The organism is Cupriavidus sp. GW823-FHT07B10 (assembly GCF_058794355.1).
Map to the genome: position 1 here is coordinate 18,997 of NZ_JBXAGS010000007.1, position 15,382 is coordinate 34,378.

The 15,382-nt window shown below is 67.0% G+C and carries 14 protein-coding genes; 8 read left to right on the top strand and 6 right to left on the bottom strand.

What is annotated here, in order from left to right; genetic code table 11:
* Nucleotides 1–9 precede the first annotated feature (9 nt).
* Both paaB and paaA read right to left on the bottom strand, forming a co-directional pair.
* The gene (gene paaB / locus AC1Q6V_RS16645) at nt 10–291 is read right to left on the bottom strand and encodes a 1,2-phenylacetyl-CoA epoxidase subunit PaaB (protein ID WP_010809321.1); all 282 of its coding nucleotides are present in this window, start codon (nt 289–291) and stop codon (nt 10–12) included.
* 54 nt (nt 292–345) lie between these two features.
* A complete protein-coding gene (gene paaA, locus AC1Q6V_RS16650) occupies nt 346–1,332 on the bottom strand; it encodes a 1,2-phenylacetyl-CoA epoxidase subunit PaaA (protein WP_010809320.1) in 987 nt (328 codons plus the stop codon).
* Nucleotides 1,333–1,463: 131 nt separating this feature from the next.
* Here paaA and paaX point away from each other — a divergent pair, with 131 nt between their 5' ends.
* A complete protein-coding gene (gene paaX / locus AC1Q6V_RS16655) occupies nt 1,464–2,402 on the top strand; it encodes a phenylacetic acid degradation operon negative regulatory protein PaaX (RefSeq protein WP_037025427.1) in 939 nt (312 codons plus the stop codon).
* A gap of 42 nt (nt 2,403–2,444) precedes the next feature.
* Here paaX and AC1Q6V_RS16660 read toward each other — a convergent pair whose 3' ends face one another.
* A complete protein-coding gene (locus AC1Q6V_RS16660; RefSeq protein WP_454749262.1) occupies nt 2,445–3,461 on the bottom strand; it encodes a 1-aminocyclopropane-1-carboxylate deaminase in 1,017 nt (338 codons plus the stop codon).
* Nucleotides 3,462–3,653: 192 nt separating this feature from the next.
* Here AC1Q6V_RS16660 and AC1Q6V_RS16665 point away from each other — a divergent pair, with 192 nt between their 5' ends.
* Nucleotides 3,654–4,169 (top strand): Lrp/AsnC family transcriptional regulator, encoded by a 516-nt coding sequence (locus AC1Q6V_RS16665; RefSeq protein WP_081050152.1) that lies wholly within the window; start codon nt 3,654–3,656, stop codon nt 4,167–4,169.
* Nucleotides 4,170–4,318: 149 nt separating this feature from the next.
* Here the strand turns inward: AC1Q6V_RS16665 and AC1Q6V_RS16670 are convergent, their stop codons facing one another.
* Nucleotides 4,319–5,485 carry an acyl-CoA dehydrogenase family protein gene (locus AC1Q6V_RS16670; protein ID WP_010809316.1) on the bottom strand — a complete coding sequence of 389 codons (1,167 nt, stop codon included), beginning with the start codon at nt 5,483–5,485 and terminating at the stop codon, nt 4,319–4,321.
* 255 nt (nt 5,486–5,740) lie between these two features.
* Here AC1Q6V_RS16670 and AC1Q6V_RS16675 point away from each other — a divergent pair, with 255 nt between their 5' ends.
* The 6 genes from AC1Q6V_RS16675 to AC1Q6V_RS16700 all read left to right on the top strand — a co-directional run bounded on the left by AC1Q6V_RS16675 (nt 5,741) and on the right by AC1Q6V_RS16700 (nt 13,680).
* On the top strand, nt 5,741–7,045 hold the full coding sequence (locus AC1Q6V_RS16675; protein ID WP_454749263.1) for an acetyl-CoA hydrolase/transferase family protein: 1,305 nt from the start codon (nt 5,741–5,743) through the stop codon (nt 7,043–7,045).
* Between the two features lie 41 nt (nt 7,046–7,086).
* On the top strand, nt 7,087–8,295 hold the full coding sequence (locus tag AC1Q6V_RS16680; protein ID WP_010809314.1) for an acetyl-CoA C-acetyltransferase: 1,209 nt from the start codon (nt 7,087–7,089) through the stop codon (nt 8,293–8,295).
* A gap of 119 nt (nt 8,296–8,414) precedes the next feature.
* The gene (locus AC1Q6V_RS16685) at nt 8,415–9,401 is read left to right on the top strand and encodes a Bug family tripartite tricarboxylate transporter substrate binding protein (RefSeq protein ID WP_011617188.1); all 987 of its coding nucleotides are present in this window, start codon (nt 8,415–8,417) and stop codon (nt 9,399–9,401) included.
* A gap of 51 nt (nt 9,402–9,452) precedes the next feature.
* The gene (locus tag AC1Q6V_RS16690) at nt 9,453–10,610 is read left to right on the top strand and encodes an acyl-CoA dehydrogenase family protein (protein WP_058696754.1); all 1,158 of its coding nucleotides are present in this window, start codon (nt 9,453–9,455) and stop codon (nt 10,608–10,610) included.
* A 96-nt stretch (nt 10,611–10,706) separates the two neighbouring features.
* Nucleotides 10,707–12,005: a CaiB/BaiF CoA transferase family protein gene (locus AC1Q6V_RS16695; RefSeq protein ID WP_011617190.1), complete on the top strand. Its 1,299-nt coding sequence runs from the start codon at nt 10,707–10,709 to the stop codon at nt 12,003–12,005.
* 142 nt (nt 12,006–12,147) lie between these two features.
* Nucleotides 12,148–13,680 carry a class I adenylate-forming enzyme family protein gene (locus AC1Q6V_RS16700; RefSeq protein ID WP_454749264.1) on the top strand — a complete coding sequence of 511 codons (1,533 nt, stop codon included), beginning with the start codon at nt 12,148–12,150 and terminating at the stop codon, nt 13,678–13,680.
* Nucleotides 13,681–13,694: 14 nt separating this feature from the next.
* Here AC1Q6V_RS16700 and AC1Q6V_RS16705 read toward each other — a convergent pair whose 3' ends face one another.
* Nucleotides 13,695–14,597, bottom strand: coding sequence for a LysR family transcriptional regulator (locus tag AC1Q6V_RS16705; RefSeq protein ID WP_011617192.1), 903 nt, complete (start codon nt 14,595–14,597; stop codon nt 13,695–13,697).
* Between the two features lie 149 nt (nt 14,598–14,746).
* Entirely contained in the window at nt 14,747–15,343 is a 597-nt protein-coding gene (locus tag AC1Q6V_RS16710) for a helix-turn-helix transcriptional regulator (protein ID WP_011617193.1), read from the bottom strand.
* Nucleotides 15,344–15,382 lie beyond the last annotated feature (39 nt).

Genomic DNA, 15,382 nt, shown 5'->3' on the forward strand with positions numbered 1-15,382 from the left:
CGGGCCGTATCAGATGTGCTTGACGGCTTCCGGCATCGGGAAGAACGTCGGGTGGCGGTAGACCTTGCTGTTGGCCGGCTCGAACAGCGGGCCCTTGTCGCCGGGGCTGCTGGCGACCACGTCGCCGGCCTTCACCACCCAGACGCTGACGCCCTCGTTGCGGCGCGTATAGACGTCACGCGCGTTGTTGATCGCCATTTCGCCGTCGGGCGCGTGCAGGCTGCCCACGTGCTTGTGGGCCAGGCCGTGCTGGCTGCGGATAAAGATCTCCCAAAGCGGCCACTCTTTCATGGCAACCTCCTGTGTCATTGCGTTGGATGGATGGCGGCGCCGGGCGCCGCGGGGTCACGCGGCGGCGCGCTGGGCCTGCTTGTCGGCGTGGGTCACCAGGGCATCGCGGAACCACGCGCCCTCTTCCCAGGCCTTGACGCGGGTGCGCAGGCGCTCGCGGTTGCAGGGGCCGTTGCCCTGGATGACGTTGTAGAACTCGGACCAGTCGATCTCGCCGAAGTCATAGTGGCCGCGCTCCTCGTTCCACTTCAGTTCGGGATCCGGAATGGCCAGGCCCAGGTACTCTGCCTGCGGCACGGTCTGGTCGACCATCTTCTGGCGCAGCTCGTCATTGGAGAACAGCTTGATGCGCCATTGCATGGATTGCGCGCTGTTGGGCGAATCGCCGTCGGACGGGCCGAACATCATCAGCGCCGGCCACCACCAGCGATTGAGCGCGTCCTGCGCCATCTGCTTCTGCTCGGGGGTGCCGTTGCACAGCGACAGCAGGATGTCGTAGCCCTGGCGCTGGTGGAACGACTCTTCCTTGCACACGCGCACCATGGCGCGCGCATAGGGCCCGAACGAGCAGCGGCACAGCGGCACCTGGTTGATGATGGCCGAGCCGTCGACCAGCCAGCCGATCATGCCGATGTCGGCCCAACTCAGCGTCGGGTAGTTGAAGATGCTGGAATACTTGGCCTTGCCGGTGTGCAGGTCGCCCAGCATCTGGTCGCGCGACACGCCCAGGGTCTCGGCCGCGCTGTAGAGATACAGGCCATGGCCGGCCTCATCCTGGATCTTGGCCAGCAAGACTGCCTTGCGCTCCAGCGTCGGCGCGCGGGTGACCCAGTTGCCTTCCGGCAGCTGGCCCACGATCTCGGAATGCGCATGCTGCGAGATCTGGCGGACCAGGGTCTTGCGATAGGCCTCCGGCATCCAGTCCTTGGCCTCGATCTTGATCCCGGCATCGACGCGCGCCTGGAACTCGCGCTCCTGCGGCTCCATTTCTTCCATGGCGCGAAGCCTCGTCGCTCCTGTCTCCACCAGCTGTGCGTACATCCTTTGCTCCGCTCTTGGTTGCTCTGAATCGGGGTCTTGACCTGCATCAACATCGTCAGTTGCAACGGATGGTAGTGATACAATTTGATTCAATCAATCTGCATTTGTGTATCACTTCAGGGAGCGGGCCGATGGCGACGCCAGGCACAGATCCGGTTTCTCCCCGCGTGGCGCGGCTGGCACGCGGGCTGAAGCTGGGCGCCAATTCCATGCTGGTGACCTTGTTCGGCGATGTGGTGGCGCCGCGGCCGCAGGCCATCTGGCTGGGCAGCCTGATCCGGCTGGCGGCGCCGTTCGGCATCAATGACCGGCTGGTGCGCACCGCCACCTTCCGCCTTACCGCCGACGACTGGCTGGCCGCGACCAGGATGGGGCGGCGCAGCTACTACGGGCTGTCAGACGCCGGTTTGCAGCGTGTACTGCACGCCGGCAAGCGCATCTATGCGGGCGAGGCATCCGAATGGGACGGCCGCTGGACCCTGGTGATGGTGCGCGGTGACGTACGCGCCACGGTCCGGCAGAAGCTGAAGCGGGAATTGCTGTGGGAGGGCTTCGGCGCCATCGCGCCGGGGGTGATGGCCCACCCCCATGCGGACCTCGCCTCGCTGCGCGAAATCCTCCAGGCCGCACGCGCGCAGGACGATGTGGCGGTGATGGAGGCAAGCAGCCTCGAGGCGTTTTCCATCCGGCCGCTGCAGGCGCTGATGCACCAGACCTTCAAGCTCGGCGACGTGGCCGCTGCCTGGCAGGCGCTGCTGCGCCGCTTTACGCCGCTGGCCGAAGAGGCCGCCGGGCTTGCTCCGGCCGATGCCTTCTTTGTGCGGACGCTGCTGGTGCACGAATACCGGCGCGTGCTGCTGCGCGACCCCAACCTGCCCGAAGCGATGCTGCCGCAAGACTGGCCCGGCCGCACCGCGCGCGGCTTGTGCCACACCCTGTACGGGGCGCTGCTAGACGCCAGCGAAGACTACCTGCACCGCGTGGTGGAAGCGGCGGACGGTTCGCTGCACGATGCTGACCGGAGCCTGCGCCTGCGCTTTGGGGCCGGCGCGCAGGCGGGCAACGATTAACCGGGCATCCGGGGAATCCCGGCTGCGCACCTGCGCATGGAATCAGCCGTCCTTGAACAGGAAGCTGTAGGCGTTCAGTGCCGGCACCCCGCCGAGGTGCGCAAAGAGGACTTTCGATCCTTGCGGAAACTCGCCGCGACGGACCATGTCGATCATGCCCTGCATGGACTTGCCCTCATAGACCGGGTCCGTCATCATGCCCTCCAGCCTGGCGCTGAGGCGGATGGCTTCCAGGGTGCCGGCCGAAGGCAGGCCGTATTCGGGTCCGCCATAGCGGGTGTCCAGCACCACGTCCGCTTCAGTGATGTCGCGGCCGAGGCCGACCAGCTCCGCGGTATGGCGGGCGATGCGCAGGATCTGCGCGCGCGTCGGTTCCGGCTTGGCCGATGCATCGATGCCGATGACCCGGTCCGCGCGGCCGTCGGCAGCGAATCCGACCACCATGCCCGCCTGCGTGCTGCCGGTGACCGAGCAGACCACGATGTAGTCGAACCTGCAGCCGAGTCCGGCTTCCTGCTCCCGCACTTCCTCGGCGAAGCCTACGTAGCCGAGACCGCCGAGCGGATGCTCCGAGCAGCCTGCCGGAATCGGGTAGGGCTTGCCGCCCGCCTTGCGCACGCTCTCCATGGCTTCTTCCCAGCTGGGGCGAATACCGATGTCGAAGCCTTCGCTGACCAGGCGCACGTCGGCCCCCATGATGCGCGACATCTGGATGTTGCCCACGCGGTCATAAACCGCGTCGGAGTAGTTGACCCAGTTCTCCTGCACCAGCACGCACTTCAGCCCCAGGTGGGCCGCGATGGCGGCAACCTGGCGCGTGTGGTTCGACTGGATCCCGCCGATCGAGACCAGCGTATCGGCGCCCTGCGCCAGCACGTCTGGAATGACGTATTCGAGCTTGCGCGTCTTGTTGCCGCCAAAGGCGAGCCCGCTGTTGCAGTCGTCGCGCTTGGCATAGAGCTCGACCTTGCCACCCAGGCTTTCGCTCAGCCGCGATAGCGGATGGATCGGCGTCGGGCCGAAGGTCAGGGAATGACGCGGAAATTGCTTCAGGTTCATGACTGGCTCCAGATTGCGGTTGGCATGCGGGCGCCTTGCAGCCGCAAAGCCCGGCATTCGCACGGACGCTGCGCGACGCCGCATCTGGAATCATCATAAGAAGGCTGGGGCGAAAGGTGCTTGCAAAGATCTGCGACTTCTTGCACGATAAATAGACAGCAAGCACCCAGAAATTCTCTTTATTTCGTAGAAATGGCAACAAGCAGAATAAAATTTCGTTCGAAATCCGAGACCTCCGCGCAGCCCGCGCCGGTGCTGGATCGCACGGACAAGGCTATCCTGCGCGCCTTGCAGCGCGATGCGTCCATCTCCAACCTGGCCCTGGCGGGCAAGGTCAGCCTCAGCCCGCCCGCATGCCTGCGCCGCGTGGAACGCCTGAAAGCGGATGGCCTGATCCGCGGCGTCGTGGCGCTGCTGAACCCGGCTCCCCTGGACGCGGGGATGCTGGTCATCATCGGGGTCGTGCTGGACCGGTCCACGCCCGAGTCCTTCGCCGCCTTTGAGAAAGCGGCGCAGAAGGTATCAGGCTGTATGGAATGCCATGAAGTCACCGGCGAGTTCGACTACATCATGATGCTCAGGACCAAGGACAGCGAGAGCTTCAACCGCCTCCACGCGGAGCAGTTGCTCTACCTGCCGGGCGTGCGGCAGATTCGCTCGTTCATGGTGCTCAAGCAGGTGCTGTCGACGACGCAGTTTCCGATTTGAGGATCGGGCTGGATCCGGCTGCGCGGGCGCAGAGAGGAGACAGGGAGGGGAATTCGGGGCCTGGGCGAAGCAGGAACCCCGGCGCCGTTGCTGCCGGGGTTCCATCTGGCCAGCCCCTTGAATGTTGGGGCTGGCGCGCCGTCCATCGCTCAGAATGAGCGCGGCAGGCCCAGGACGTGTTCGGCGACGAAAGAGTAGATCAGGTTGGTGGAGATCGGTGCCACCTGGTACAGCCGCGTTTCCCGGAACTTGCGCTCCACGTCGTATTCGCAGGCAAAGCCGAAACCACCGTGGAACTGCAGGCAGGCGTTGCCGGCTTCCCAGCTCGCCTTGGCCGCCAGGTACTTGGCCATGTTGGCCTGGGCCCCCATGGGCTCGTGCTTGTCAAACAGCTCACAGGCTTTCCAGCGCATCAGGTTCGCCGCTTCCAGTTCGATAAAGGACTCGGCGATCGGGAACTGCACGCCCTGGTTCTGGCCGATGGGGCGGCCGAAGACCTCGCGTTCCCTGACGTACTTGGTCACGCGGTCGATGAACCAATAGCCGTCGCCGATGCACTCGGCCGCGATCAGCGTGCGCTCGGCGTTCAGGCCATCGAGGATGTACTTGAAGCCCTTGCCCTCTTCACCGATCAGGTTTTCCTCGGGGATTTCCAGATCCTCGAAAAACAGTTCATTGGTCTCGTGGTTGACCATGTTGGGGATGGGGCGCACGGTCAGGCCCTTCTTCTGCGCCTCGTGCAGGTCCACCATGAAGATGGACATCCCCTCGCTCTTCTTCTTCACGTCGGCCAGCGGCGTGGTGCGCGCCAGCAGGATCATGAAGTCGCTGTGCTGGACGCGGCTGATCCAGACCTTCTGGCCGTTGACGACGTAGCGTCCGTCCTTCTTGACCGCCGAGGTCTTGATCTTGGTGGTGTCAGTGCCGGTGGTGGGCTCGGTCACGCCCATGGACTGCAGGCGCCATTCCCCCGAGGCAATCTTCGGCAGGTACTTGTCCTTCTGTGCCCTGGAGCCGTGCCGCAGCAGCGTGCCCATGTTGTACATCTGGCCGTGGCAGGCGCCGGAGTTGCCGCCGCAGCGGTTGATCTCTTCCATGATGACCGAGGCTTCGGTCAGACCCAGGCCGGAACCACCGTACTCCTGCGGAATCAGCGCCGCCAGCCAGCCCGCCGCGGTCAGCGCATTGACAAAGGCCTCGGGGTAGGCGCGCTGCTCGTCCACCTTGCGGAAGTACTCATCGGGAAACTCCGCGCAAAGCGCGCGGATGGCGTCGCGGATTTCTTGGAAGTTGTTCGATTGGGTCTGTTCGATCATGGCGCTTGGCTTGCGTTCGGTCTCTGGCGGACGGCCGCCTCCTTGTGATAACCGCAATAGTCGCGGCGTTCGGCCGGTTGGACAATCAGCCTTTCCGAAAGCGCGCCTTCCACCGGGGTTAAGTCCTGGCGACGGTTAAGGCCTTTCGCTTTCGCCAAAGTCCGCCATTGGCATTGTCAAATAGCGCAAACCACGCTTTGGGAACATGCTCCGGGCTATCCGGCGCATGCGCCGACTGACCGCTGCCCCGTGGACATGCACACCCTCGCCTCCCGCCTGCAAGCCCTGATCCGCCCCGGAGACCATATCTGGTGGGGGCAAGCGACCGCCGAGCCGCTGACGCTGACGCGCACACTGGTGGAGCACCGCCACGCCATCGCCCAGGGCGGACGGCTCAGTGTCTTTGTCGGCATCGGGCAGTCAGACACGCTGCAGCCGGCCCAGGCGGATGTGCTCGACTTCTTCGGCTACGCCGCCAGCGGCCCGCACCGGCAACTGGCCAGGGCCGGGGTGCTGGACATCGTGCCCAGCCACTATTCGCACCTGCCCGGGCTGATCCGCCACGGCACGCTGCGGGCGGACGTGGCGCTGGTGCAGGTCTCGCCCGCCGACGAGCAGGGGCGCCACAGCCTGGGGCTGGTGCATGAATACCTCCCCGCGGCGCTCGACCGCGCCCGCGTCATCATCGCCGAGGTGAACCCTGAGGTGCCGTGGACCCACGGCAGCCGCTACCTGAGCGCGGACGATATCGACCTGCAGGTCGAAGCGCTGCACCCGCCGATCAGCCTTGACCGCAGCGCGCCCGGCCCGGCCGAACAGGCCATCGCCCGTCACATCGCCGGCTGGGTGGAGGATGGCGCCACCCTGCAGATGGGCATCGGCAACCTGCCAGAGGCCGTGGTCGTTGCGCTGAATGGCCACCGCGACCTGGGGCTGCACAGCGGCGCGATCGGCGACGGCATTGCGGCGCTGGCCGAAGCCGGGGTGCTGACCAACGCACGCAAGAGCATCGATACGGGCGTGGGCATCGCCGGCATCCTGATGGGCAGCGAACGGCTGCGGCGCTGGGCCCACCGCAATCCGCAGCTGCAGCTGCGCGAGACCGCCTATACCCATCACCCCGAGGTGCTGGCCAGCGTCGACAAGCTGACCGCCATCAACTCCGCCATCGAGGTCGACCTCACCGGCCAGGTGAACGCCGAAGTTGCCGCCGGCGTCTATGTCGGCGCCGTCGGCGGTGCCGTGGACTTCCTGCGCGGCGCCGCGCGCAGCCGCGGTGGCCTGCCCATCGTCGCGCTGCCGGCAACCGCCAAGGGCGCGAGCCGCATCGTGGCCCAGTTGTCCGGCCCGGTCAGCACGCCCCGCTCGGACGCGGGCCTGATCGTCACCGAACACGGCGTTGCCGACCTGCGCGGCCAGACGCTGTCGCAGCGCGTGCGCCGCATGCTGGACATTGCCGCCCCCGAACACCGCGCGGACCTGGAACGCCAGGCCCACGCCCTGCTGCGCCAGTGCGGCGCGGCCTTCGTGGCTCTTCCCGGGCACACGCTGGCCAACTGACTTACTTGCTCATCCCAACACAGAGTTCCAAGGAGACTTCCATGCGCAGAGCTGCAATCGTCACTCCCCTCCGCACGCCCGTCGGCACCTTCGGCGGCAGCTTGCGCCCGGTGCCTGTGGAGGAACTGGCCGCCACCGCCGTGCGCGCCGTGGTGGAACGCAGCGGCATCGATCCCGCGCGTATCGACGACGTGGTCTTTGCCCAGTCCTACGCCAACAGCGAAGTGCCCTGCGTCGGCCGCTGGGCCGCGCTGCAGGCCGGCCTGCCGGTCGAGGTGCCGGGCATGCAGCTGGACCGCCGCTGCGGCGGCGGCCTGCAGGCCATCGTCACGGCCTCGATGATGGTGCAAAGCGGCGCCGCCGACGTGGTGATCGCGGGCGGCGTCGAGAGCATGAGCAATATCGAGTACTACACCACCGACATGCGCTGGGGCGCGCGCTCGGGCAATGTGCGCTTCTTCGACCGCCTCGACCGTGGCCGTGAACGCTCCCAGCCGGTCGAGCGCTTCGGCAAGATCTCCGGGATGATCGAGACGGCCGAGAACCTGGCGCGCGACTACGGCATCAGCCGCGAGGCGGCCGATGTCTTCGCCGCCCGCAGCCACGCACGCGCCGCGGCAGCCTGGGAGGCCGGCCGCTTCGATGCCGAGGTCGTGCCCGTGCAGGTGCCCCAGCGCAAGGGCGATCCGGTGCGGTTCGCGCGCGACGAAGGTTTCCGCCCGGAAACCACGCGTGAAAGCCTTGGCAAGCTGCGCACGCTGATGCCGAACGGTACCGTCACCGCTGGCAACGCCAGCCAGCAGAATGACGCGTCGGCCGCCTGCCTGATCGTGGCCGAAGACAAGCTGGCCGAACTGGGCCTGACCCCCATGGCCTCGCTGGTGGGCTGGGCGGCGGCCGGCTGCGAGCCCTCGCACATGGGCATCGGCCCGGTGCCCGCGGTGAAGAAGCTGCTGGCGCGCCTGAACCTGACGCTGGACCAGATGGACCTGGTCGAGCTGAACGAAGCCTTCGCCTGCCAGGTGCTGGCCGTGCTCAAGGGCTGGGAATGGCATGACCAGGATGCGATCGAGCAGAAGCTGAACGTGAACGGCTCGGGCATCTCGCTGGGCCATCCGATCGGCGCCACCGGCGTGCGCATCCTGGCCACGCTGCTGCATGAACTGCAGCGCCGTGGCGGCCGCTATGGCCTGGAAACCATGTGCATCGGCGGCGGCCAGGGTATTGCCGCGGTCTTCGAACGCTACTGAGAAAACCCACTCCATTCACCGTACAGCCCCCGTGCGCGACGGCGGGGGCTGAGCCTGCCTTTTGCCTTTTGCTTTTCGGCTTTTGCCATCGGCTCTTTGCTTTACGTAGGAGAAGTATCTTGATTTCCACCTCACGCCGCCACGCCATGCTGGCCGCCCTGGCTCTGTGCGGCGCAACCCTGGCTACTCCCCCTGCCTCGGCACAGCCCAACGGCCAGCCGGTGCGCCTCGTGGTCGGCTACGCGGCCGGCGGCCCCGCCGACCAGGCCGCGCGCCTGTTTGCGGTGGCGTTGGGCAAGGCGCTCAATGCCAACGTCATCGTCGACAACAAGCCCGGCGCCAATGCCACGCTGGCCGGCTATGAAGTGGTCCGCGCCAGGCCCGACGGCGCCACGCTGTGGTTCGCCGCCAGCGCGGCGCTGACGGTCGCGCCCAACATCATGAAGAGCCTGCCGTACGACCCGGCCAAGGACCTCGCCCCGGTGGCACCGGTGGCGCGCTACTACAACATGCTGGTGGCCAACGTCAAGGAGCCGTTCAAGGGCACCCAGGACCTGGTTGCCTACGCCAGGGCGCATCCCGGCAAGCTCAGCTACGGCTCCTCGGGCGTCGGCAGCTCCAACCACGTCGCCATGGCCCTGTTCGCCCGGCAGGCGCAGGTCCAGCTGAACCATATTCCCTACAAGGGCAATGCCCCGGCCATGACCGACACCATCGGCGGCCAGATCGACGTGATGTTCGATATCATCAGCACCGCCAGCGGCTATGTGCAGAGCGGCAAGGTCAAGCCCATCGCCGTGGGCTCGCCCAAGCGCAGCGCATCGCTGCCTGGCGTGCCCACCTTCCGCGAATCCGGGATTGCCGGCCTCAAGGACTACGAAGCCGGCGGCTGGTACGCCATCTACGCCCCCAAGGGCGTAACCCCCGAGCAGACCCAGAAGCTGGCCGCAGCAGTGCGGCAGGCCGTGGAAGACGTTGAGCTCAGGAAGCGCTATGCCGAACTGGGCTACGAACAGTGGAGCGGCACCACGCAGGATGTCGTGAACACCGCCGCGCGCGAGCGCACGCAGTGGGCCAGCGTGCTCAAGGGCGTGACGCTGGACTGATGGCCCCGCCCCCTCGAACCGACACCGACCCGACACCCAGGAAGAACCGACATGATCCGCGATAACGACATCCTCGAAGCCCTGCTCGACAGCGTGCGCCGCTTTGTGCGCGAGCGCCTGGTGCCCGCCGAGGCGCTGGTCGCCGAGACCGACGAAATCCCGCAGGATATCGTGCAGGACATGCGCGAGATGGGCCTGTTCGGCATGACCATCCCCGAGCGCTTTGGCGGCCTGGAGCTGACCATGGAGGAGGAAGTGCGCGTGGTCATGGAGCTGTGCCAGACCTCGCCGGCCTTCCGCTCGCTGCTGGGCACCACCGTGGGCATCGGCTCGCAGGGCATCCTGATGGATGGCACGCCGGAGCAGCAGGCCGCGTGGCTGCCCCGCCTGGCCACCGGCGAGATCCTGGCCTCCTTTGCCCTGACCGAACCGGAAGCCGGCTCGGACGCCGGTTCGCTGCGCACCACCGCGGTCAGGAATGGCGACCACTACGTGGTCAACGGCACCAAGCGCTTTATCACCAACGCGCCGCAGGCCGGCATGTTCACGCTGATGGCGCGTACCAACCCTGAAATCAAGGGCTCGGCCGGCGTCTCGGCATTTATCGTCGATGCCAGGACGCCCGGCATCAGCTTCGGCAAGCGCGACGTGAAGATGGGGCAGAAAGGCGCGCATACCTGCGACGTGATCTTCGACAACGTGCGCGTACCGGCCGAGAACCTGATCGGCCTGAAGGAAGGCCAGGGCTTCAAGACGGCGATGAGGGTGCTCGACAAGGGCCGGCTGCACATTGCGGCGGTCAGCGTCGGGGTGGCCAGGCGCGTGCTGCGCGACGCGCTGAACTACGCACTGGAGCGCCAGCAGTTCGGCCAGCCGATCTGCGAGTTCCAGCTGATCCAGGCCATGCTGGCCGACAGCCAGGCCGAGCTTTATGCCGCCGAATGCATGGTGATCGACGCCGCGCGCCGCCGCGACGAAGGCAGGAACGTCTCCACCGAAGCCTCGTGCTGCAAGATGTTCGCCACCGAGATGGTGGGCCGCGTGGCGGACCGCGCGGTACAGATTCTCGGCGGTTCCGGCTATATTTCCGAGTTCGGCATCGAGCGCTTCTACCGCGATGTGCGCCTGTTCCGCCTGTATGAGGGCACCACGCAGATCCAGCAGGTCATCATCGCGCGCAACATGATCCGTGAGGCCCGCGGCGCGTAAGCACCGCGCCCCGCGCCAATACACCTGAACCATGCCCGCGTGCAACGCTGCCCGTCCCCAGGACGGGCAGCCTGCCTTGAGACCGCCTGACCTGACATGACAGATTCCACCGCTACGCCGGCCGCTGGCCTTCCTCCCCCCTCCGCCCGCACCGGCGCCCTGAGTCACCTGCGCGTGCTCGATCTCTCGCGCGTGCTGGCCGGACCGTGGTCAACCCAGAACCTGGCGGACATGGGCGCCGACGTGATCAAGATCGAAAAACCCGGCGAAGGCGACGATACGCGCCACTGGGGGCCCCCTTTCCTCGCCGACGAGGCCGGCGCGCCGACCCGGCAGGCTTGCTATTTCACCGCCGCCAACCGCAACAAGCGCTCGGTCACCGTGGACATGGCCACGCCCGAGGGACAGGAGCTGATCCGCGAGCTGGCCCGGCAGAGCGATGTGGTGGTGGAGAATTTCAAGACCGGCGGCCTCAAGCGCTACGGGCTGGACTATGACAGCCTGAGCGCGCTCAACCCGCGCCTGATCTATTGCTCGGTCACGGGGTTTGGCCACACCGGACCCTACGCCGCGCGGCCCGGCTACGACCTGCTGATCCAGGCCATGAGCGGCCTGATGAGCATCACCGGCCACGCCGACGGCGAGCCCGGCGGCGGCCCGATGAAGGTAGGCGTGGCCGTGATCGACCTGTTCACCGGCATGTACGCCACCACCGCGATCCTGAGCGCGCTGGAAGCGCGCCACTTCACCGGCCGCGGCCAGCATATCGACATCGCCCTGCTGGATGTGGCGATGGCGGTGCTGGCCAACCAGGGCGCGGGCTTCCTGAACGCCGGCGACGTGCCGCGGCGCCAAGGCAATATCCACCCTAGCGTGGTGCCCTACCAGGACTTCCCGACCGCCGACGGCAATATGCTGCTGGCCATCGGCAACGACGGGCAGTTCGCACGCTTCTGCGACGCCGCGGGCGTGGACTGGGCGCGCGACGAGCGCTATGCCACCAATACCGGCCGCGTCAACAACCGCAAGACGCTGATCGCGATGATGATGGAGCTCACGCGCACCCGGTCCACGGCGCAATGGGTCGCGCTGCTGGAAGCCAATTCCGTGCCTTGCGGCCCCATCAACAATATCGCCCAGGCCCACGCCGACCCCCATGTGCAACACCGTGGCCTGCGCGTCGAGCAAGAGCGCTATCCGGGAGCCCAGCCGCCCGCCGGCGAGCCCGTGAACCACGTGGTCACCACGGCCAGCCCGCTGCGCCTGTCAGAGACGCCCCCGACGCTGCGCTACGCCCCGCCCGCGCTGGGCCAGCACACCGACGAGGTGCTGCGCGACTACCTGAAGCTGAGCCCGCAGCAACTGGAAGCACTGCGCGCCAGGCGCGTGGTGTAAGCGGCCAGGCGGCTTTCGGCAGACAAGAAATCCGCCTTTGCCGATTACCGATTGCACCGTGCAACGGGCGCACATACACTGGCGCCGTTCGGCTGGCCCCCGCCTCGCCGAACGGCTTTTCCAGCACAAGGATTCCCGCGAGATGCCACCGGACCGAGACACCCCACCACGGATCAGCGACATCCCTCGCCGCTGGGCCGCCGAGACCCCCGGCCATGTGGCCGTCTTCGAGGAAGGCCGGACCACCACCTATGCGCAGCTGTGGGCGGGCATCGAGGATGCGCAGCGCTACCTGCAAGCGCAGGGCGTGGGCACCGGCGATCGGGTGCTGATCACGGCCGAGAACTGCCTGGCGGTGATCACGCTGGTGTTCGCCTTGTCGGAACTGGGCGCGTGGCCGGTCGTCGTCAACGCCCGCCTGTCGGAGCGGGAAATCGAGGTGATCCGCGCCCACTGCCAGCCGCGCCTGATGCTGTTCACCCACGCGGTGTCGCCCGATGCCCTGCGGCACGGCGTGCGCTACCGGGCCAGGGAGATTGCCCCGGCCGGCCTCGGCCCGCTGATGGCGGGCGCTGTCGACGAGGCCGGCGAGCGCGAGCCTGAAGCGCTCGCGCGTGATGTCGCCGCGTTGATCTATACCTCCGGCACCACCGGACAGCCCAAGGGCGTGATGGTCACCCACCGGGGCCTGCTGCACTTTGCGCGCGTCACGGTCGAGTCGCGCCGCATGCAGGCAGACGACTGCGCCTATGCGGTCATGCCGATGTCGCATGTGTTCGGGCTGGGGACGCTGCTGGTCTCGACCCTGCAGGCCGGCGCCAGCCTGTACCTGAGCGCGCGTTTCAATGCCGCTGACGTCACCGCCGCGATCCGGCAGGGTGCGATCACGCTGCTGCAGGGCGTGCCGACAATGTTCAACCGCATCGTCGCCCATGTGCGGGCAATGGGCACGCCCCTGCAGGCTTCGCCGCGGCTGCGCTATCTCTACACCGGCGGCGGGCCGCTTGATCCGACGCTCAAGCACGACGTCGAGGCGATGTTCGGCCAGCCGCTGCACCATGGCTATGGCATGACCGAATATGCGGGGTCGCTGTTCGTGACCCGCATGGACCGGCCGCGCACCGACTGCTCGGCCGGCGAGATCGTCGAAGGCGCGGAACTGCGGGTAGTCGGGCCGGAAGGCAAGCCGGTGCCGCCGGGGCAACCCGGCGAGCTATGGATCAGGGGGCCCGGCGTGATGCGCGGCTACTACCGCGCACCGGACCTGAGCGCCGAGGCCCTGCGGCCCGACGGCTGGCTCAATACCGGCGACATCGGCCGGCTGGACCCCGGCGGCGCGCTGTTCATCGTCGGCCGCACCAAGGACCTGATCATCCGCTCGGGCTTCAATGTCTACCCGATCGAAGTCGAATCGGTCATCAACACGCATCCGTCCGTGCGCGTATCAGCCGTCATCGGGCAGCCCACCGCGGACGGCAACGAGGAAGTGATCGCCTTCGTCGAGATCAGGGATGGCGAGAAATTTGACGCGCAGGCGCTGCACGACTACCTGGTCGACCGCCTGTCGCCGTACAAGCGCCCCGAGCGGATCCTGCGCGTTGCCTCGATCCCCACCACGGCCAGCGGCAAGCTGCTGAAGCACCAGCTACGGCAGATGCTGGCGGACAAGGCCTAGTCCGCCGGGCGCCCTCAGTCCTGGCGCCCGAGGCCATCCTCGACCAGCAGGTCCACCAGCTTGCGCGCAAACAGCGGCAAGGCGCCGAGGTCGGCCACGCATATCTGCAGCTTGCGCTCGGCCCATTCATCGTTGAGCTGGACGATGCGCAGCGCCATCGTCTTCGCATGGCGGCTGGCGGTAGTCTCCGGCAACACGCCGACGCCGACATTGGCCTCGATCATCCGGCACGCGGTCTCGAAGTTGCTGACCTGCACGCGCCAGCGCAGCGTGCGCTGCAGGTCGGTCGCGGCCCGCAGCAGGAAATTGTGGATCGCGCTGGCCTCGGGCAGGCCGATGAAGTCGTAGTCCAGCGTATCGATAAAATCCACGCTGCCGCGCTCGGCCAGCGGATGGCTCAGCGCGGTGGCCAGCACCAGGCGGTCGCGCCGGTACGGCATCACCTCCAGCCCTTCCGTGCGCACGTTGCCGGCAATGATGCCGATATCCACCATGCCCTCCTGCACCGCGCGCACGATATCCGGGCTCAGGCGCTCGTGCATGTCGATGGTCACGTCCGGATGGCTGACGAGATAACTGCGCAGCACCGCCGGCAGGAATTCGCTCATCGCGGTGGTGTTGGCGAACACGCGCACATGGCCTTTCACGCCCGCCGCATATTCCTGCAGATCGCCGCTCAGTTGCTCCAGCTGGCGCAGCACGCGGCGCGCGTGGGCGAGCAGGGTCTCCCCCGCCCCGGTCACCTTCACGCCCTGGCTGCTGCGGCTCAGCAGCTTGACGCCGACGTGTTCCTCGAGGTTCTTGATGCGCGTGCTGGCCGCGGCCAGCGACAGGTGCGAGCGTTGCGCACCGCCGGTCAGGCTCTGGGCCTCCGCAATATGCGTGAACAGTTTCAGGTCGACCAGATCAAAGCGCATGACATCATTCCGCAGCGTAAGGGCGGATTATCTCGCAAAGCGCGGCGTTCAGTACACTCTGGCGGGTGCAATTCGCAGTGGCCGGCACCCTCGCATCCGGGACCTGATCCCGGATCCTTGCGAACGTCCGGTAGATTTTTGGGAACGAGTCAGGCGACGGAGCGCCGCCGCTGCGCTGCGCGCGCGACCGCCAACCGGCTGGCAGCTTCCATCGATAAGCCGAAGCGGTCGTAGAAAGCGCAGTCCAGATCACTGCTGGCTGGCCAGCCGACGCGCCGCCGGGCATCGCCAATGCCGGCATCACCGGCCATGACCTCGAACAGCAACCGCATCAGCCGTTGCGTGCGGCACAGCTCGGTCAGCGCCGTGCCCTGCGAAAACAGCATGCGGCGCAGCTGTGCCGTGGACATGCCCAGCCGTTCCGCGATAAACGCGGCATTCCAGGCGTAATGGGGTTGCAGGAAGACCCGCTTGCAGATGCGGTGGTGCAGGCATTCCTGCTGCGCCGCGGGGATCATGCGCTGAATTTCGAGGGTGCACGCGGCCGGCTGAGTGCTGCTGCCATCCAGGTGCAGCGCAAAGGTTTCAAACGGTTCGATGGTGAGCTGCTGGCCCGGCAGCAGCACACGCTCATAGCCGCGGCGCCTGAGCACCAGCCTGCCGTGGGCCGCAGAGACCGCCAGCGGGAAAGCCAGCAACAGCCGCTGCAGGCTGACGTGCATGTGGGACTGCAGATGGACGTGCATGGTGGCTCGGGATGCGGACAGGATCAGACTGCATGATCG